General features: G+C 63.7%; 18 protein-coding genes. 16 read left to right on the forward strand and 2 right to left on the reverse strand.

Annotation, left to right across the window (positions count from 1 at the left end):
• Window positions 1–74: 74 nt before the first annotated feature.
• Window positions 75–965, reverse strand: coding sequence for a DMT family transporter (locus AC1RZR_RS02245; protein ID WP_481827508.1), 891 nt, complete (start codon window positions 963–965; stop codon window positions 75–77).
• Window positions 966–990: 25 nt separating this feature from the next.
• Here AC1RZR_RS02245 and AC1RZR_RS02250 point away from each other — a divergent pair, with 25 nt between their 5' ends.
• The 14 genes from AC1RZR_RS02250 (at window position 991) to dhaK (ending at window position 13,761) form a co-directional block, all read left to right on the forward strand.
• The gene (locus tag AC1RZR_RS02250) at window positions 991–1,680 is read left to right on the forward strand and encodes a PIG-L deacetylase family protein (RefSeq protein WP_481827509.1); all 690 of its coding nucleotides are present in this window, start codon (window positions 991–993) and stop codon (window positions 1,678–1,680) included.
• Between the two features lie 276 nt (window positions 1,681–1,956).
• On the forward strand, window positions 1,957–3,288 hold the full coding sequence (locus AC1RZR_RS02255; protein ID WP_477272371.1) for an ABC transporter substrate-binding protein: 1,332 nt from the start codon (window positions 1,957–1,959) through the stop codon (window positions 3,286–3,288).
• A gap of 110 nt (window positions 3,289–3,398) precedes the next feature.
• Window positions 3,399–4,346, forward strand: coding sequence for a carbohydrate ABC transporter permease (locus tag AC1RZR_RS02260; protein ID WP_095084297.1), 948 nt, complete (start codon window positions 3,399–3,401; stop codon window positions 4,344–4,346).
• A complete protein-coding gene (locus AC1RZR_RS02265) occupies window positions 4,343–5,293 on the forward strand; it encodes a carbohydrate ABC transporter permease (RefSeq protein ID WP_477272369.1) in 951 nt (316 codons plus the stop codon). The genes AC1RZR_RS02260 and AC1RZR_RS02265 overlap by 4 nt, the downstream gene beginning before the upstream one ends.
• Entirely contained in the window at window positions 5,290–5,496 is a 207-nt protein-coding gene (locus AC1RZR_RS02270) for a hypothetical protein (RefSeq protein WP_477272367.1), read from the forward strand. The genes AC1RZR_RS02265 and AC1RZR_RS02270 overlap by 4 nt, the downstream gene beginning before the upstream one ends.
• A gap of 2 nt (window positions 5,497–5,498) precedes the next feature.
• Window positions 5,499–6,611: an ABC transporter ATP-binding protein gene (locus tag AC1RZR_RS02275; protein ID WP_481827510.1), complete on the forward strand. Its 1,113-nt coding sequence runs from the start codon at window positions 5,499–5,501 to the stop codon at window positions 6,609–6,611.
• Entirely contained in the window at window positions 6,604–7,617 is a 1,014-nt protein-coding gene (locus tag AC1RZR_RS02280) for an ABC transporter ATP-binding protein (protein WP_477272363.1), read from the forward strand. The genes AC1RZR_RS02275 and AC1RZR_RS02280 overlap by 8 nt, the downstream gene beginning before the upstream one ends.
• Before the next feature lie 80 nt (window positions 7,618–7,697).
• Window positions 7,698–9,341, forward strand: a complete 1,644-nt coding sequence (locus AC1RZR_RS02285) for a dihydroxyacetone kinase subunit DhaK (protein ID WP_481827511.1) — start codon at window positions 7,698–7,700, stop codon at window positions 9,339–9,341.
• A 72-nt stretch (window positions 9,342–9,413) separates the two neighbouring features.
• The gene (dhaL, locus tag AC1RZR_RS02290; protein ID WP_477272359.1) at window positions 9,414–10,016 is read left to right on the forward strand and encodes a dihydroxyacetone kinase subunit DhaL; all 603 of its coding nucleotides are present in this window, start codon (window positions 9,414–9,416) and stop codon (window positions 10,014–10,016) included.
• Entirely contained in the window at window positions 10,013–10,402 is a 390-nt protein-coding gene (dhaM, locus tag AC1RZR_RS02295) for a dihydroxyacetone kinase phosphoryl donor subunit DhaM (protein ID WP_184873275.1), read from the forward strand. The genes dhaL and dhaM overlap by 4 nt, the downstream gene beginning before the upstream one ends.
• A gap of 21 nt (window positions 10,403–10,423) precedes the next feature.
• Window positions 10,424–10,726, forward strand: a complete 303-nt coding sequence (locus AC1RZR_RS02300; protein ID WP_481827512.1) for an HPr family phosphocarrier protein — start codon at window positions 10,424–10,426, stop codon at window positions 10,724–10,726.
• Window positions 10,710–12,296: a phosphoenolpyruvate--protein phosphotransferase gene (gene ptsP, locus AC1RZR_RS02305; RefSeq protein ID WP_481827513.1), complete on the forward strand. Its 1,587-nt coding sequence runs from the start codon at window positions 10,710–10,712 to the stop codon at window positions 12,294–12,296. The genes AC1RZR_RS02300 and ptsP overlap by 17 nt, the downstream gene beginning before the upstream one ends.
• Before the next feature lie 10 nt (window positions 12,297–12,306).
• Window positions 12,307–12,729, forward strand: coding sequence for a hypothetical protein (locus AC1RZR_RS02310; protein WP_481827514.1), 423 nt, complete (start codon window positions 12,307–12,309; stop codon window positions 12,727–12,729).
• Between the two features lie 45 nt (window positions 12,730–12,774).
• Window positions 12,775–13,761, forward strand: a complete 987-nt coding sequence (gene dhaK, locus AC1RZR_RS02315) for a dihydroxyacetone kinase subunit DhaK (RefSeq protein ID WP_481827515.1) — start codon at window positions 12,775–12,777, stop codon at window positions 13,759–13,761.
• Between the two features lie 345 nt (window positions 13,762–14,106).
• Here the strand turns inward: dhaK and AC1RZR_RS02320 are convergent, their stop codons facing one another.
• Window positions 14,107–14,904, reverse strand: a complete 798-nt coding sequence (locus AC1RZR_RS02320; RefSeq protein ID WP_481827516.1) for a DUF2259 domain-containing protein — start codon at window positions 14,902–14,904, stop codon at window positions 14,107–14,109.
• A 112-nt stretch (window positions 14,905–15,016) separates the two neighbouring features.
• Here AC1RZR_RS02320 and AC1RZR_RS02325 point away from each other — a divergent pair, with 112 nt between their 5' ends.
• Both AC1RZR_RS02325 and AC1RZR_RS02330 read left to right on the forward strand, forming a co-directional pair.
• Window positions 15,017–16,924 (forward strand): propionyl-CoA synthetase, encoded by a 1,908-nt coding sequence (locus AC1RZR_RS02325; protein WP_481827517.1) that lies wholly within the window; start codon window positions 15,017–15,019, stop codon window positions 16,922–16,924.
• 127 nt (window positions 16,925–17,051) lie between these two features.
• Window positions 17,052–18,134, forward strand: a complete 1,083-nt coding sequence (locus AC1RZR_RS02330; protein ID WP_481827518.1) for an acyltransferase family protein — start codon at window positions 17,052–17,054, stop codon at window positions 18,132–18,134.
• Window positions 18,135–18,159 lie beyond the last annotated feature (25 nt).

Genomic DNA, 18,159 nt, shown 5'->3' on the forward strand with positions numbered 1-18,159 from the left:
CCGATCGCGGCAGGCCCGCTCCGTCCGCATATCAGCGGTCGCGGTGGCCACGCAACTTGTGGGGCCGGACCGGTTCAAAGCCGGGTGCGCGAAAACGGGTTCCAGCGCACCGTGCCCAACCGCGCTTCCTCGCGCACCATGGTCAGCAGGCCGGAGCCGCCGACCACGGCGAGGCCGACCAGCGTCAGCCAGTCAGGGTATTCCTGGAAGAACATCGCGCCGAGGATCACCGCCCAGACGATCTGCGAATAATGCGTCGGCGCGATCCGGTTGGCGGGCGCATACTTGACTGCCAGCAGCTGCAGAAATTGCCCGCACGCGGTGAAGCCACCCGCCATCGCCAGCCACAGCAGCTGCTTGCCGTCGGGCACGGTGAATGAGGTGGCGGCGGCACCGACGCCGTTGAACACCAGGCCGTAGCCGACAAGCACGCCCAGCATGGTCGTGCGCTTTTCCTGCTGTGCCAGCGAGCGCATCAGAACGACGCTGGCGGCGGCGAGGAAGGCAACGCCGAAGGCGGCGAGGTGACCGAGATTGAGCTCGCGAAACCCTGGCCGCACCACCAGCATGACGCCGGCAAAGCCGGCGACCACCGCCAGCCATCGCCATGGACCGACCTTCTCCTTGAGGATGACCATCGACAGGATCGTGACGCAGAGCGGCGCCAGAAAGACCAGCGCATAGACCTCCGCCAGCGGAATGGTGGTGAAAGCGTAGACGCTGAGTACGCCGGACACGATGCCCGCCCAGGCACGCGCCTGCACCGCCCAGGGCCGCCTGGCGCGCCAGAAATCAACCCAGCGCTCGCCCGCCGGCCGCGTGAAGAAGAGGAAGAAGCCGGCAAACAAGGTTATGAAAAAGCCGATCTCAAAGATCGTGAGCTGCCCACCCAGGCTTTTGACAACGGCATCGCTGCCCGAATAGCTTGCATAGGCGATCAGGGCGAGCAGAATTCCGTTCGTCACGTTTTTCCATTTCCGGGAGAGAGACTTGAAAATACTGGCGCTCGGTGCGCATCCGGACGACATCGAGATCTTCATGTTCGGTACGATGGCCGCCTATGCCGCGCAAGGCGCAGAACTCACTTTTGCCATAGCCACCGATGGGGCCAAGGGCGGCAAGGGGGATCCCGGCGCACTTGCCCGGGCGCGCCGTGACGAGGCAACCCGGGCGGCAGGCCTGCTTGGGGCCACGCCACGCTTTCTCGACTTCCCGGATGGCGCGCTGGTGGCCGATGCCACGCTGATCGCAGCGCTGAAAGCGCTGATCGGCGAGATCGGCCCGGACCTGGCGATCACGCATGCGCCGAACGACTATCACGGCGACCATCGCGCGTTGTCGGACGGTGTGCGCATCGCGGCTTCGTTTTCCGTTCCGGTTCTGCATGCCGACACGCTCGGCGGCACCGGGTTTTCGCCGACGCACTATGTCGATGTTTCCGGCCATGCCGACATCAAGGCCAAGGCGATCCGCACGCATCAGTCGCAGGATCCCGATCGCTTCGTCGATGCCGCGCGAACGCAGAACCTTTTTCGTTCGGGCCAGTGCAATGGTGCGCAGGGTTCGTTGGCTGAGGCCTTCCGCTTCGAACCTATGTTTCCTTTCGCCGACATCCGCGCGCTGCTGCCGCCGGCACCGGCGATCCGGCCGGTGATGGTGAGCACCAAACGGGTCGACTAAGAGACGAGACGGCCTTCAGGTCTGGTCGGACTCTGCTTGCGCGGCTTCGACAGTCCGACCCGCGATCCACGCTTTTCCCAACGTTTTCAGACACCGTCGCCGGCATGCTGCGGCGCAGCAACGAATTCGCTTGCGTTGTTTAGTAAAAATTGCATCACTAAACAAATTACTAAACATCTGCAGCGCTGCCGCGCCGCCATGTTTGGGCCCCTGAGGAGAGGGGTTTAGGGCTCTTGAAACCGTCATCCGGGCGCGTTTCGCAAATGGGAGGAAGGCATGAAATCGAGCTTGAAACTGGCGTTGGGACTGGCCTCGGCGATATCCGCGTCGACAGCCGCCTCGACCGTCGCGCACGCTGAAGACCTGACGCTGTGCTGGGCCGCCTGGGACCCGGCCAACGCACTTGTCGAACTGTCCAAGGATTTTACCAAGGAAACCGGCATCGGCATGAAATTCGAGTTCGTGCCGTGGACCAACTATGCCGACCGTTTCCTCAATGAGCTGAACTCGCACGGCAAGCTGTGCGACCTGATCATCGGCGACAGCCAGTGGATCGGCGGCGCCGCCGAGAACGGCCACTACGTCAAGCTGAACGACTTCTTCGACAAGGAGAAGATCAGCATGGACGATTTCGTGCCGGCAACCGTCGTCGGCTATTCGGAATGGCCGAAGAACACGCCGAACTACTGGGCGCTGCCGGCCATGGGCGACGTCGTCGGCTGGACCTATCGCAAGGACTGGTTCTCCAAGCCGGAACTGCAGAAGGAATTCAAGGAGAAATACGGCTGGGATCTCGGCCCGCCGACCACGTTCGATCAGCTGAAGCAGGTCGCCGAATTCTTCCAGAAGCGGCAGATCGACGGCAAGACGGTCTATGGCGCCTCGATCTATACCGAGCGCGGCTCGGAAGGCATCACCATGGGCGCCATGGATGTGCTCTACAGCTACGGCTTCCAGTACGAGAACCCGAAGAAGCCCTACGAAATGGAAGGCTTCGTCAATTCCGACAAGTCGGTGAAGGGGCTGGAGTTCTACAAGGCGCTCTATGATTGCTGCACCCCTCCGGGCGCCTCGAACAGCTACATGGGTGAAGGCGTCGATGCCTTCAAATCCGGCCAGGTGGCGATGCACATGAACTTCGCCTTCACATGGCCGGGCCTGCAGAAGGACGAGAATGTCGGCGGCGACAAGATCGGTTACTTCGTCAACCCCAAGGGGCCTGACGGCGACCAGTTCGCCCAGCTCGGCGGTCAGGGCATCTCCGTGGTGTCCTATTCCGACAAGCAGGAAGCGGCGCTGAAATACATCAAGTGGTTCGCCAACAAGGACGTGCAGGCCAAGTGGTGGTCGCTCGGTGGCTATTCCTGCCTGAACGCGGTGGTGAAGGACCCGGCATTCCCGGCCAGCCAGCCCTACGCGCAGACCTTCCTCGACTCGATGGCCATCGTGAAGGACTTCTGGGCCGAGCCCAGCTACGCACCGCTGCTGCAGGCGTCGCAGAAGCGCTTCCACGACTATGTCGTCGCCGGCCAGGGTTCGGCCAAGGATGCGCTCGACGGCCTGGTCAAGGACTGGACGCAGGTCTTCCAGGACGATGGCAAAATGTAACCTGCTCCTCCCGAGCTAGGCCCAAGCGTCCCGTGCCACCCTTGGCACGGGACGCAGTTCAGATAAATTCCATGACAGAGACGACCCAAGTGACCGAAGCAGGACTGACCATGCTCAATCGGACCGCGGAGAACGTTGCCCGGGCGACCCCGGAACCGTTGGCCCGCAAGGTCCGGGGCATCAGCGACAAGGGCCTCGCCTGGCTGTTCATCTCGCCGACGATCCTGTTGCTGCTCGCCATCAACATCTTCCCGCTGTTCTGGGCGATCTATCTGTCGTTCACCAACTACCGCGCCAACCGGCCCAACGAGGTGGTGAAGAATCTCGGCTTTGCAAACTACCAGCGCATCCTCGGCGACAAGGATATCTGGATCGCCATGCAGACGACGGCGCATTTCGTGTTCTGGACCATCCTGCTGCAGACGCTGATCGGCTTCACGCTGGCCTGGCTGATCGACAGGAAGTTCCGCGGCCATGCGTTCTGGACGACGCTCATACTCGTCCCCATGATGCTGTCGCCGGCGGTGGTCGGCAATTTCTGGCGCTTCCTCTACGAGCCGCAGATCGGCCTGTTCGCCTATGCCATCTCCTTCGTCACCGGTATCCCGCCGACGAACATCCAGATGCTCTCCAACGTGTCGCTGGCGCCATGGTCGATCATCATCGTCGACACCTGGATGTGGACACCCTACGTGATGCTGATCTGCCTCGCCGGGCTGCGCTCGATCCCCGAATACATCTATGAGGCGGCCGAGGTCGACCGCGCCTCCAACTGGCGGCAGTTCTGGTCGATCACGCTGCCGATGGCGCTGCCCTTCATCATGCTGGCGGTGCTGTTTCGCGGCATCGAAAACTTCAAGATGTTCGACATGGTCAATCTGCTGACTGGCGGCGGGCCGGGCTCGACCACCGAGGTCGCCTCGATCACGCTCAAGCGCCAGGCCTTCGAAAGCTGGCGGACCGGCTATTCCTCGGCCTTCGCCATCATCCTTTTCGTCGCGGTGTTTGGTCTCGCCAACATCTACGTCAAGGCGCTCAACAAGGTGAAGCAGAGATGAGCCTGACCACTGCCCATTCGGTCGTCGCACCCTCGGCAAACTCGAAGCGCATCGCCGGAACGATCATCGTGCTCTACGCGCTGATCTCGATCGTGCCGTTGCTGTGGATCTTCGCCACCAGCTTCAAGACGCCGCCGGACTCGATCGCCTATCCGCCAAAGCTGCTGTTCCAGCCGAGCCTCGAGGGCTACTGCAACCTGTTCACGACGCGCACCAGGCAGACGCCGGAATACATCAACTCGTTGGGTCCGGCGACCGGCTTTTGCGACGAGACCACGCGCAAGCGCAACATGGTGATCGCCGGCCCGTCCAACTTCCTGCCGCGCTTCGTCAACTCGCTGATCATCGCCTTCGGCTCGACCTTCTGCGCGGTGTTTCTCGGCACGCTGTCGGCCTATGGTTTCTCGCGCTTCAAGGTGCCTCTGGCCGACGACCTCCTGTTCTTCATCCTATCGACGCGCATGATGCCGCCGATCGCAGTCGCCATTCCCATCTACCTGATGTACCGCGAGCTTGGCCTGTCCGACACCGCGCTCGGCATGATCCTGCTCTATACGGCGGTCAATGTCTCGCTGGCCGTCTGGCTCCTGAAGGGTTTCATCGACGAGATTCCGCGCGAATATGAGGAAGCCGCGATGATTGACGGCTACACGCGGCTCCAGGCCTTCTGGCGCACCGTGCTGCCGCAGGCGACGACCGGCATCGCCGCGACCGCCATCTTCTGCCTGATCTTCGCCTGGAACGAATATGCGTTCGCGGCTTTGCTGACTTCCGGCACGGCGCAGACCGCGCCGCCCTTCATCCCGACCATCATCGGCGAAGGCGGCCAGGACTGGCCGGCGGTCGCCGCTGGAACAACGATCTTCCTGGTGCCGATCCTGGTCTTCACCATCCTGCTTCGCAAACAATTGCTGCGCGGCATCACCTTCGGCGCGGTGCGCAAATGAGCCTGACCAGCCCTCAGAAACGCAAATCGCGCTGGCCGGTCTGGGCCAGGCGCGGGCTAATGGAAAACATCGCCACAGTGCTGATCGCCATCGGCTTCCTGATGCTGTTCCAGCCATTCGCGCTGCCGCTTTACACCTATTCCTTCATCACCATGCTCGCCGGCACCGTGATGTTCATCATCGTCTCGAAGTTCCCGGAATAGCCATGGCCGAAATTCGTGTTCAGCACCTCAGAAAAGCCTTCGGCGATTTCGTCGCCGTGCAGGATTCCAACTTCGTCGTCGAGGATGGCGAGTTCTTCGTCATGCTCGGACCGTCGGGCTGCGGCAAGACGACGACCTTGCGCATGATCGCCGGGCTCGAACTGCCGACCGGCGGCCAGATCCTGCTCGGCGGCGACGACGTCACCATGCTGCGGGCACGCGAGCGCGACATCGCTTTCGTCTTCCAGCTGTTTGCGCTCTATCCGCACATGAATGTGCGCAAGAACATCGGCTTCCCGCTGCTGGCGCAAGGCATGCCATCGGCCGAGATTCGCGAGCGCGTCGAAGAGACGGCGAAGCTTCTGCGCATCGACCATCTGCTCAACAAATCCGTCTCCGGCCTGGCCGGCGGCGACCGCCAGCGCGTGGCGCTCGGCCGCGCCATCGTGCGACGGCCAAAGTGCTTCCTGATGGACGAGCCTCTGGGGACCCTTGATACTGAATTCCGCGATTTGATGGTCCATGAGCTGCGCGAACTGCACAACCGCATCCACGCCACCACCGTCTATGTCACGCACGACCAGATGGAAGCGATGTCGATGGCCGACAAGATCGCGGTGATGAACCATGGCGTCATCGAACAGTTCGGCACGCCGCGTGAAATCTACGACCGGCCGGCGACCATGTTCGTCGCTGACTTCATCGGCTCGCCGCCGATGAATTTTTTGGCCTTCGGCGGCGGACTGGCAAAGGGCGCGAAAGAAATCGTCGTCCAGGGCGCCAAGGTCGCGGTGCCGGAGGTGCGCGAGGATATCGCACCGGCCGACATGGCGCTTGGCATCCGGCCGGAACACATCCGCTTCGACGATGCCTCCAAGCTGCGCGGCGCCATCTACGGCACCGAATATCTCGGCACCACGCAGATCGTCGCGGTGGAAACGGCGGACGGCATCATCAAGGCGCGGGTGCCGGCCGAGATCCGGCTCTCCACCGGAGACCATGTCGGCCTGACGCTGAGCAGCGCGCGGCTGTCGCTATTCGAGAAAGGGTCGGGCCGTGCGGTGAGAACCGCGATCCACGATGCAGCCTCGGAGCGGAGAGTGCAGCATGGCTGACGTGCGCATCAAGAACGTGAGCAAGAGTTTTGGCGACCATGTCGCCGTCAACGGTCTTGACCTCTCGATCGCCGATGGCGAGTTCGTCGTGCTGCTCGGGCCGACCGGTGCCGGCAAGACGACGACGCTGCGGCTGATCGCCGGGCTGGAACGCCCGGATGCCGGCACAATAGAAATCGGCGGCCACAATGCCACGTCACTGTCGCCGGCCGAGCGCGACACGGCCTTCGTGTTCCAGCAGTATTCGCTCTATCCGCACCTTTCGGTGTTCGACAATCTCGCCTTCCCGCTGCGCTCTCCGGCGCGAAGAATGCCGGAGGAGCAGATCCGCCGCCGGGTCGAAGAAGTGGCGAAGATGGTGCGCATTCATCACAAGCTCGCCAACCGCTCGACCAAACTTTCAGGCGGCGAAATGCAGCGCGTCGCCATCGGCCGCGCGCTGGTGCGCAAGCCCGCCATCTACCTGATGGACGAGCCGCTGTCGTCGCTCGATGCCAAGCTACGCGCGGATCTGCGGCTCGAACTGAAGCGCATCCAGTCCGAACTCGGCGCAACCATGCTCTATGTCACGCATGACCAGATCGAGGCGATGACGATGGCCGACCGCATCGGCATCCTTGCCGACGGCGTGCTGGTGCAGATCGGCTCGCCTCGCACCATCTATTCGGAGCCGGCAAATCTGCATGTCGCGGCCAGGCTCGGCCAGCCGGCGATCAATCTTCTGCCGACCGGACTGCTACCCGATGGCGGCGCGCCGGCCGGCACCAAGACGATCGGCGCACGCACCGAGCATCTGTCGATCGAGAAGGCCGCGAACGGCCAAGCCGACGGCGTCGTCGACTGGGTCGAGCATCTCGGCGACCAGAATCACCTGCATGTGACGGTGGGGACCAGGAAGCTGGTGACGCTGACCGATCCCGACACCGATCTGGGGCAAGGCGACAGAGTGGTGATCCGCTACCGGTCGCCGCTGTATTTTGGCGCCGATGGGCAAAGGCTGATGTGAGCGGGCTTCGGTGTTTCCCTGCCAAGGGTTCAGCACCGGCTTCTGATTGATGACTGCAGACAAGTGACTGGACGAATTCGATGAAGCACTTTTTCAATCGCAGGGAAACGATCGTCACCGAGGCGCTGGATGGCCTCTTGCGGACCATTGGCGCCGGCGACCTTGCGCGCCTCGACGGCTATCCCGAGATCAAGGTCGTCCTGCGCGCCGACTGGGACAAGACAAAAGTCAGCGTCGTTTCCGGCGGTGGCGCCGGGCACGAGCCGTCGCATGCCGGCTTCGTCGGCAAGGGCATGCTGACAGCGGCGGTCTCGGGCGAGGTCTTTGCCTCGCCAAGCGTCGAAGCGGTGTTGGCAGCCATTCGCGCGGTCACGGGCCCTGCCGGCTGCCTGCTGATCGTCAAGAACTACACCGGCGACCGCCTCAATTTCGGTCTGGCAGCCGAGAAGGCGCGCGCCGAAGGTTTTCGCGTCGAAATGGTGATCGTCGCCGATGACATCGCGCTCCCCGACATTGCCCAGCCGCGCGGAGTTGCCGGCACGTTGTTCGTGCACAAAATATCAGGCCACCTGTCGGAAGCCGGTCACGAACTGGCTGATATCGCGGCGGCGGCACGGGCCGCGGCGAAGGATATCGTTTCCCTCGGCATGTCGCTGTCGTCCTGCTCGATCCCGGGCCAACCGCACGAAGACAGATTTGGCGAAAAGGACGGCGAGCTCGGGCTCGGCATTCATGGCGAGCCGGGCGTCGAGCGGATCGCGGTGCAAAGCGCCGACAGGCTGGTCGCGATCATGGCGGAGCGCCTTGCAGTACGGCTCGATCCTGCAGCCGGTTATGGCTTGCTGATCAACAATCTCGGTTCGGTGCCGCCGCTCGAAATGTCGCTTGTCGCCAATGCCGTGCTGGCCTCGCCGCTCGCCAAGACCATCAAGCTGGCGATCGGCCCCGGACCGCTGATGACGGCGCTCAACATGAACGGCTTCTCGCTGTCGTTGATCCGGCTCGACGCCGAGCGCGAAGCCGCCCTGCTGGCGCCGGTTGGCCCGCACGCCTGGATGCCGGCAAAGCCGGTTGTTGCGCCCGCTGTCGTGCCGCTGGCGACACCAGCCACTTTGAGCGCGGCACGCAAGCCCAGCCAGGATGCTCGCACCCGGCGCCTTGTCGTCACCATCTGCGAAAGGCTGATCGCGCTCGAAGCCACATTGAACGGGCTGGATGCCAAGGCGGGAGACGGCGACACCGGCTCGACGGTGGCGACCGGCGCACGCAGTGTGCTGGAGCGGGTTGATACGCTGCCGCTGGCCGATCCGGCGGCAACCCTCGGTGCGGCGGGCGACATTCTGAGCGCGTCCATGGGCGGCTCCAGCGGGGTGCTGCTGTCGATCTTCTTCACGGCGGCGGCGCAGGCTCTGGATGGCGGCGCCAGCATGGCGAAAGCGCTGCTTGCCGGCCTCGAACGGATGACCTTCTACGGCGGCGCAAAGATCGGCGACCGCACCATGGTCGATGCCCTGGAGCCAGCCCTGAAAGCGCTGGACGCCGGCGGCCTGGAGGAGGCGGCAACGGCGGCTCGACGCGGTGCCGAGGCCACGTCCGCCATGGAGAGAGCTAAAGCTGGGCGGTCCGCCTATGTCGGCAGCAAGCTGCAAGGCGTGGTCGACCCCGGCGCCTTTGCGGTGGCCGAGGCCTTCGCGGCCGCGGCAGCGCTGCTTGCAGCGGCCTGACGCATGCTTCAGTTGTCGAATGAAAGTTCTTTCGCTACTGCCGGCAGAACGGAAACCGGGAAGATGGCTGACATGGCTGCGTTGAACCTCTCCAGGCTGATCGCGGCCGCCGCGGACACGATTGCCGCCCACGCCGAGGCGTTGACGGCGCTCGACCAGGCAATCGGCGACGGCGACCACGGGCTGAACATGAAGCGTGGTTTTGAGGCCGTGCGCAGCGAAGCCGAGGCGTTTTCGGCCAAGCCGCTGCCCGATGCCCTGAAAGCAATCGGCACCAAGCTGGTGATGACGGTCGGCGGCGCTTCCGGTCCGCTGTTCGGTACCTTGTTCATGGCGCTCGGCAAGGAGATTTCCGCCGCGCCCGATCGCGCCAATCTGACCCTGGCTTTCGGCAAGGCCATCGAAGCGGTGGCGGCACGGGGCAAGTCACAGGTCGGGCAGAAGACGATGCTCGACGTGCTGCAGCCTGTGAATGATGCGCTGCTGCAGGGGAAGACGGCGGCGGAAATCGCCGATATCGCCGACGCGGCAGCTGAAGCGACCGTGCCGATGAAGGCACTGCGTGGCCGCGCCTCGTTCCTTGGCGACCGCTCGATCGGCCATATGGACGCCGGCGCGCGTTCAACCGCTCTGCTGGTGCGGACGGTGGCGGAAACCATCGGGGAAAGCGCATGAGCAATGTCGGCATCGTCATCGTTTCGCATTCGCCGCTGGTTGCCGAGGGCACGGCCGACATGGTTCGGCAGATGGTGGGCGACGAAGTGCCGCTTGCATGGTGCGGCGGAAACGGCCATGGCGGGCTCGGCACCAATGTCGAGGCGATCATGAGCGCCATCGACAGGGCCTGGTCGGAAGCCGGAGTCGCCATCCTGGTCGATCTCGGCGGCGCCGAGACCAACAGCGAAATGGCGGTGGAGATGATCGGCGAGCCGCGTGCGCAGAAGATCATCGTCTGCAACGCGCCGATCGTCGAAGGCGCGGTGATGGCGGCGACCGAGGCATCCGGCGGCGCCTCGCTGCGGGAAGTGGTGGCGACGGCGCACGAATTGTCGCCGTCGTGAGCGAACGGGAACTTTGAAGACATGTCCGCATCCGCCGAAGCGACCGTCCTGATCACCCACGAGGTGGGTCTGCATGCGCGTCCTTCGGTGAAGTTCACCAAGCTTGCCAAGACCTTTGCCGCCGAGGTGGAAATAGCGCTGGCCGCCAACGGACCATGGTTCAACGCCAAGAGCATCGTCAAGGTGATGGCAACCAAGGCGCCGAAAGGCACGGTGCTGCACATCCGGGCCAGCGGCGATGGCGCCAATGACGCCGTAGACGCGCTGGTCGAACTGGTGCGGCGCGATTTCGACGAAGGCGCGGACCATGCCCGCATCGCTTAGGCTGCAAGGCATCTCGGCCTCGGCCGGTTATGCCGAGGGGCCGCTGTTCGATCTCGACCGGATTGCCATTGCTTACGCCTGCAAGGATAGTGCCGCCGACGAGAAGGCTGCGCTCGAGACCGCAATCGCCACTGCGACGGGCCGCCTCACCGGCTTGATCGAAAAGGCAGACGGTGACGCCGCCGACATCCTCGAATTCCAGATCGCCATGCTGGAGGACGACGCGCTAAGCGGCCCGGCTTTTGCACAGATCTACGCCGGACATCCCGCCGATGCGGCATGGCGACAGGCACTCGACGCCGAGATCGCCGGCTACGAGACCTCGGACCAAGACTATTTCCGCGCGCGTGCGGCCGACATACGCGACATCAGGGACCAGGTTTTGCAGGCGCTGACCGAGGACGGCGACATCGCAATACCACCCGGCGCCATTCTCTATGGCGAGGACATCGCGCCGACGCGCTTTCTCGAAACCGACTGGAGTGGCGGTGGCGGCATCGCGCTGAAGGCAGGCAGCACCGCCAGCCACGTCGCCATGCTGGCGCGCTCGCGCGGCGTGCCCATGGTTGTGGGGCTTGGCTACCCGCCTGCCGCTCTTGCCGGCATCGCACTGCTCGATGCCGAACATGGTGGCATCGTGCTGTCGCCCTCCAAGGCCGAGATCGCCGCCTTTCGCCAATCGTCATCATCGTTCGCGGCCCGCCGCGACCAGGCCGGGACCTTCCTGGCGCGGCCGGCGGTGACCAGGACCGGCACAACGGTGCGGGTGCAGGTCAACATCGCCGACCCGTCCGACGTCGACGGTATCGACATTGCGACCTGCGACGGTGTCGGCCTGATGCGCACCGAATTCCTGTTCGGCAGGACGTTGCCGGATGAGGAAACCCAATATCGCGCCTATCGCAAGGTGCTGGAATGGGCCGGTGACAAACCGGTGACGATCCGCACCGTCGATGCCGGCGGCGACAAGCCGGTGCCCGGCTTCACCGTCGAGGAAGGCAATCCGTTCCTCGGCCTGCGCGGCATCAGGCTGTCGCTGGCAAGACCGGAGGTGTTTCGTGTACAGATCCGGGCGTTGCTGCGCGCCGCCAGCCACGGCAGGCTGAAAGTGATGTTCCCGATGATCGCCATTGTGGAGGAATACAGACAGGCAGCGGCGATGTTCGCCGAAGAGCAGGCAGCACTCGCCGCGCGTGGCATCGCGCATAAAATGCCGCCGCTCGGCATCATGGTCGAGGTGCCTTCGGTGGCGATCGTGCCGGAGGCCTTTGCAGAAGCCGCCTTCTTCTCGATCGGCTCCAATGACCTCACCCAATATGTCATGGCGGCTGCCCGCGACAACACCGCGGTGGCGCACCTCAACTCGGTCCGTCATCCAGCCGTGCTGCGGCTGGTCGCTGCCGTGACCGCGTTTGGCCTGTGTGAAGAAATTCCGGTCAGCCTGTGCGGCGACGCCGGCGGTGACCCCGCCTCGATCCCGTCGCTGCTCGAGGCCGGCCTGCGCGATCTTTCCGTCGCTCCGGCGCAACTCGCCATGGCCAAGGCGGCCATCGCGGACGTTTCGGTCTAGGCGGCCGCGCATGGTCGACAAGACACCTGAACCCGGTTCCGAAGAGGCGATCCGCGCCTACAAGACGATCCTGTCGCACGTCATCGACCAGCGGCCGTCCGGCATGCGCCAGCGCCTTGCCGATGCGCTCGGCAAGCACCGCAGCTTCGTTACGCAGATTTCCAGTCCGGCTTATTCGGTCCCGATTCCGTCAAAACATTTGCCTTCGATCTTCTCCGTCTGCCATTTCAGCCCGGCCGAGCGCGATCAGTTTCTTGCGGCCTACCATCAGGCGCATCCGGGAAAAATGTCTGTCGCGGCAGGCATGCGAAAGACGCGGCATGTTTCACTCATCGTGCCCGATTTCGGCGACGACAAGCAGAACGCCGCGCTCGACCGGGCAGTGAATGATTTTATCCAGAAGATCACCAGCATCACCGGCAAGGGTGGTTGATCCGCTAGAGCGGTTCAACAAGGCCCATTTCGGGAGGAGACGGCCGTGAAGAAATTTATGAATTCGGTGGACACGGTGCTGACCGAAAGCCTCGACGGCTTCGTCGCCGCCCATGCCGATATCCTCGCGCTTGGCGACGAGCACAAGTTCGTCCGCCGCAGGGCCTTGCGACCGGGCAAAGTGGCGCTGATCTCCGGCGGCGGCTCCGGCCACGAGCCGCTGCATGGCGGTTTTGTCGGCCACGGCATGCTCGACGCCGCCTGCCCTGGCCAGGTGTTCACCTCGCCGACGCCGGATCAGATGCTGGCGGCGGCGGAAGCCGTCGACACCGGCGCCGGCTGCCTGTTCATCGTCAAGAACTATGAGGGCGACGTGATGAACTTCGAGATGGCGGCCGAGATGTCGGAAGGCGTCCAGCAGATCGTCACCAATGACGATGTCGCTGTCGAGAACTCGTCCTACACGACTGGCCGGCGCGGCGTCGCCGGCACGCTGGTCGTCGAAAAGATCGTTGGCGCGGCGGCCGAGCATGGCCTGGCGCTGGCGCCGCTGAAAGCACTGGGCCAACGCGTCAACACTGCTACCCGCTCGATGGGCGTAGCGCTGACCAGCTGCACCGTGCCGGCCGCAGGCAAACCGACTTTCGACATCGGCGATGGCCAGATGGAGTTCGGCGTCGGCATCCACGGTGAGCCCGGAAGGCGACGCGATACCTTGAAAAGTGCCGATGCCATTGCCGAGGAGATCTGCGCCGCGATCCTGGGCGATCTCGGCGGCGAGGCGAAAGGCCCGGCGCTGCTGTTCGTCAACGGCTTTGGCGGCACGCCGTTGATGGAACTCTATCTGATGTACAACAGCGCGCGGCGGATTTTCGAGAAGCACGGCGTGACGGTGACCCGCTCGCTGGTCGGCTCCTATGTCACCTCACTCGACATGGCCGGCTGCTCGATCACGCTGACCATGCTCGATGCGGAAACGACCGCATTCTGGGATGCGCCGGTGCACACGGCGGCGTTGCGCTGGGGCATGTAGCCTTGCTGCCAGGCCGGCAGCGGGAACCGCGCGCGCCGCGGTTTCCGGCAGGACTCGTCCCAGAAATAGTCTTCAACGCGAAGCGGCAAGCAGCGAACCGGCCGGCAGGAGCCGTTGCATTTCTTCCCTAGAGTAAGGTAGAATTCACTTGGGACTAGTGGAGATAGCGTATGCGTTACAATTGGGAGCGGGCTCCGACGAGCTTTGAACGTCACAGAAAAGCCCTGGCGACAGCCATTTTGATCTTCGGCGGCATCGGCCTGATGCTTGTGGCTTTGCCGATCTAAGGCAATCTGGATTCATCGAACGGGTAGCCTGCTAGGGGAAACCCGGGACGCGGATCTGTCAGCGCGGCTGGCCGGTCACGGCAATGAAGCGGCGGTCTCGTCCCTCGAAGCCTTGGCTGAAGCGCTGCACCAGCACCACAATCACCGCCGGCTTGCCGGCCGGGGCAAATTCGTAGGATTCCGACAGGCTGTAAGAGGTCGGGCAATTCCTCGACCCCGGCACGGTCTTGTCTTCATGCAGGACCTTGAACGGCCTGCCGTCCTGCCCTTGCAGCGTCAGCCGGAAGCCAAGCGCCTTGCCTGATGTCTCGCCTTGTCGGGTGGCGTCGAAACTCGCCGAACAGTCGGTCGTGCTGTCCGCCAGGATCTGGTCGAGCTGGATGGTCGAGATGTCGAGTTGGTCATAGAGCGGCGACAGCCATTTCTGCGACACCTGCTCAAGGCGCGAAATGTCGTTGTAGGCAACCATTTCGTCTGGAAAGGTGAACTTGTCGGAAGCCGTCTGCTCGCCCCGCGACGCGATGGCATATTTGGCAAGGAAGGGCGCCGCCTTGGCTGCGGCCTGCGCCCTCGCCTGTTCGAGCGTCAGTGTCGCCTCCTCGGATTCGTCAACGATGAGGATCGGCTTGGCGCCGACGAACTGATCGGTACGGGTGTCGATGATGTCGATCTCCGAATAGCCGGAAGCGGAGGCGCCGGCGTCGAGCGTGCCATATTGCTCGAAGGCGAAATAGCTGCCGTCGGGCGAAAGGCCGATGATGTGCCGTGCCGCGGCATCGCCTGCCTGGGCGGCGGACGCGACTGTCAATGACAGGGCGGCCAGCACTGCTGCGCCAAACTCGTATCGAAATTTCATCGCAGCTTGCCCCCAAGCGCCAGGTCGATGCCGGCTGCACAATGGCGCGCATTTGCGGCCAAGGTTAGAGCGCGCTATCTGGAGGAAGAAAAACATTCCTGGGGAGGGTCGGATGGCGTCACGCTATCACGAGGTCTATAACGGCTGGAAACGTGATCCGGAAAAGTTCTGGGCGGATGCGGCCGAGGCGATCGACTGGTATTCGCCCTGCGACAAGGTGTTCGACGCCACTGCCGGCGTCTATGGTCGCTGGTTTACCGGCGCCACCTGTAACACCTGTTACAACGCCGTCGACCGCCACGTCGCTGGCGGACGCGCCGACCAGATCGCTCTGATCCATGACAGCGCCATCACCGGGACGATCAAGAAGTTCACCTATGCCGAGCTGAAGCGCGAGGTCGTCGCGCTGACCTCGGTGCTGAAGAACCGCGGTGTTCGCAAGGGCGACCGCGTCATCATCTACATGCCGATGGTGGCGGAGGCGGCCTTCGCCATGCTGGCCTGCGCCCGCATCGGCGCCGTTCATTCGGTGGTCTTCGGCGGCTTTGCCTCGCATGAGCTTGCCACCCGCATCGACGACGCCAAGCCGAAGCTGATCATTTCCGCCTCCTGCGGCCTGGAGCCGGGCCGCGTCGTCGCCTACAAGCCCCTGCTCGACAAGGCGATCGATATCTCCCGTCACAAGCCGGACGGCTGCCTGATCCTGCAGCGCGACCAGCTGCGCTGCGAGTTGCGGGAGCATTTCGACATCGACTACGCCGATGCCGTCGCCCGCGAACGGGCAGCCGGCGCCAATGTCGACTGCGTTCCGGTGCTCGCCACCGACCCGCTCTACATCATCTACACGTCGGGTACGACCGGCCAGCCCAAGGGCATCGTGCGCGACAATGGCGGCCACATGGTCGCGCTGAAATGGACGATGGAAAACGAGTTCGGCGTCAAGCCGGGCGAGGTGTTCTGGGCAGCGTCGGATGTCGGCTGGGTGGTCGGCCATTCCTATATCGTCTATGGGCCGCTGCTGCATGGCTGCACCAGCGTGCTGTTCGAGGGCAAGCCGATCGGCACACCCGATGCCGGCACCTACTGGCGGGTGATATCAGAGCATGGCGTGGTCGCGCTGTTCACCGCGCCGACCGCGTTTCGTGCGATCAAGGGGCAGGATCCGAAAGGCGAGTTCATTCCGAAATACGACCTGTCGAAATTCCGCACGCTGTTCCTCGCCGGCGAGCGCGCCGACCCCGAAACCATCAAATGGGCGGAGCAGAAGCTGAACGTGCCGGTGGTCGACCATTGGTGGCAGACCGAGACCGGCTCGCCGATGACGATCAATCCCGCCGGCCTCGGCCTCTTGCCGGTGAAATACGGCTCGCCCGGCGTGCCGATGCCCGGCTACGACATCCGCGTGCTTGACGATGCCGGCCATGAGGTGCCGCGAGGCACGCTGGGCAATGTGGTGGTCAAGCTGCCGCTGCCGGCCGGTTGCCTGCCGACGCTGTGGAACGCCGACCAACGGTTCCGCCAAGCCTATCTCGACGAGTTCCCGGGTTTCTACAAGACGGCGGATGCCGGCATGGTCGACGAGGACGGCTATCTCTACGTCATGGCCCGCACCGACGACATCATCAATGTCGCTGGCCACCGCTTGTCGACCGGCGCCATGGAGGAGGTGCTCTCCGCCCATCCAGACGTCGCCGAATGCGCCGTCATCGGCATCGCCGATACGATGAAGGGCCAGGTTCCGCTCGGCTTCGTGGTGCTGAATGCCGGCGTTTCACGCGAAACGGGTGTCATCGAGAGCGAAGTGGTCGGCCTGGTGCGTGAACGCATCGGCCCGGTCGCCGCCTTCAAGATGGTGGTGACGATCAAGCGCCTGCCCAAGACGCGCTCTGGCAAGATCCTGCGCGGCACCATGCAGAAGATCGCCGACAAGGAAGCATGGACGATGCCGGCGACCATCGACGATCCGGTCATTCTCGACGAGATCACCGCCGCCCTGAAGGAGCGTGGGATCGGGGTTTAGCACGGCCGCATATTTTCCACGCGCCGCCACGAAAACGGCTGCGCCAAGTGCGGCAAGCAATACTTTTATTGTGCAACGCAGCAATGCGCCCTACAGTGTGTGTCGGGGGGCCATCGACAAAGGTCGCATGGCTCAGAAAAAGATCACATTTGGCGGCGTCGACATCCTACGATTCCTCGCCGCCGTCATGGTCATGGTCTACCACTATGGCTTCTGGGTGTGGGCGTATCCGGACGGTGTTTCGGCACGCGCGACGGGCGGCATTCCGGCGCAGCCAGCAATAGGCGCCTGGGTCGAATCCGGCTGGGTCGGCGTTCAGATTTTCTTCGTCATCAGCGGCTTCGTCATCGCCTTCAGCGCCGAGACATCGACGCCGCTGCGGTTTTTCGAGGCGAGGGTGAAACGGCTGGCGCCGGCGGTCTGGATTTGTGCACCCGTCACCGCGGTCGTGCTTTTGGCCGTCGGCCTCAGCTGGCCAACCGACGCTGTCATCAGGCTCGTCCGTACCGGCATGTTCGTCCCCTATGGCCCTTGGGTGGACAGCGTCTACTGGACGCTCGGCATCGAGATCGCCTTCTATGCCATCGTCTGGACCTTGCTGAGGCTCGGCCGCTTCCATCAGATGGAACTTGTGGCCCTTGCCATCGGCATGGTCAGTACGCTTTTCTGGTGCCTCTATTACTCGCTCGGCTGGGCCGACCTTGCCGAGACACGCACGCTCGACCTTTTGTTGGTTCACCACGGCGTTTTCTTCGCGACCGGCGTCATGCTGTGGCTGATGCGCTTCAAGGCGGTGACGACGGCTCGCCTTGCCTTCTGCGCCCTGTTCCTGGCCGGCGGCGTGCTGCAGATCGCCAGTTCGGTCGACGTTCATATCCTGAAGGTCGGGCGAGAGATGCCGTTCGCGCCACCAATCCTCATCTTCCTCGCCGCGGTCGGACTGATGGCGTGGTCGCTGCGGCTCGACCTGTCCTGGAGCGGCTGGCGCCGGATCGGCCTGATGACCTATCCGCTCTACCTCCTGCACGATGTCGTCGGCGCGGCTCTGCTCGGCGTCCTGGTCCGCGCCGGACTGCCGCATCTCTGCTCAATGGCGGTGGTCGGCGCGACAATGATCGCCGCTAGCTGGCTGGTGGCGACCGAGGCCGAGCCGCGGATCCGATTGCTGCTCGACCACACCGTTTTCCGCTATCGGCTCAAGGCCGCCTGATCGCGACCTCGATTGACCAATGGGC

The organism is Mesorhizobium bavaricum (assembly GCF_056781655.1).

Coding starts and splice junctions, on each gene's coding strand:
- AC1RZR_RS02255 (WP_477272371.1), top strand. CDS start 1,957: ATGAAATCGAGCTTGAAACTGGCGTTGGGACTGGCCTCGGCGATATCC.
- AC1RZR_RS02325 (WP_481827517.1), top strand. CDS start 15,017: ATGGCGTCACGCTATCACGAGGTCTATAACGGCTGGAAACGTGATCCG.
- AC1RZR_RS02300 (WP_481827512.1), top strand. CDS start 10,424: ATGTCCGCATCCGCCGAAGCGACCGTCCTGATCACCCACGAGGTGGGT.
- AC1RZR_RS02260 (WP_095084297.1), top strand. CDS start 3,399: ATGCTCAATCGGACCGCGGAGAACGTTGCCCGGGCGACCCCGGAACCG.
- dhaL (WP_477272359.1), top strand. CDS start 9,414: ATGGCTGCGTTGAACCTCTCCAGGCTGATCGCGGCCGCCGCGGACACG.
- dhaM (WP_184873275.1), top strand. CDS start 10,013: ATGAGCAATGTCGGCATCGTCATCGTTTCGCATTCGCCGCTGGTTGCC.
- AC1RZR_RS02265 (WP_477272369.1), top strand. CDS start 4,343: ATGAGCCTGACCACTGCCCATTCGGTCGTCGCACCCTCGGCAAACTCG.
- AC1RZR_RS02330 (WP_481827518.1), top strand. CDS start 17,052: ATGGCTCAGAAAAAGATCACATTTGGCGGCGTCGACATCCTACGATTC.
- AC1RZR_RS02275 (WP_481827510.1), top strand. CDS start 5,499: ATGGCCGAAATTCGTGTTCAGCACCTCAGAAAAGCCTTCGGCGATTTC.
- AC1RZR_RS02320 (WP_481827516.1), bottom strand. CDS start 14,904: ATGAAATTTCGATACGAGTTTGGCGCAGCAGTGCTGGCCGCCCTGTCA.
- ptsP (WP_481827513.1), top strand. CDS start 10,710: ATGCCCGCATCGCTTAGGCTGCAAGGCATCTCGGCCTCGGCCGGTTAT.
- AC1RZR_RS02285 (WP_481827511.1), top strand. CDS start 7,698: ATGAAGCACTTTTTCAATCGCAGGGAAACGATCGTCACCGAGGCGCTG.
- AC1RZR_RS02310 (WP_481827514.1), top strand. CDS start 12,307: ATGGTCGACAAGACACCTGAACCCGGTTCCGAAGAGGCGATCCGCGCC.
- AC1RZR_RS02270 (WP_477272367.1), top strand. CDS start 5,290: ATGAGCCTGACCAGCCCTCAGAAACGCAAATCGCGCTGGCCGGTCTGG.
- AC1RZR_RS02280 (WP_477272363.1), top strand. CDS start 6,604: ATGGCTGACGTGCGCATCAAGAACGTGAGCAAGAGTTTTGGCGACCAT.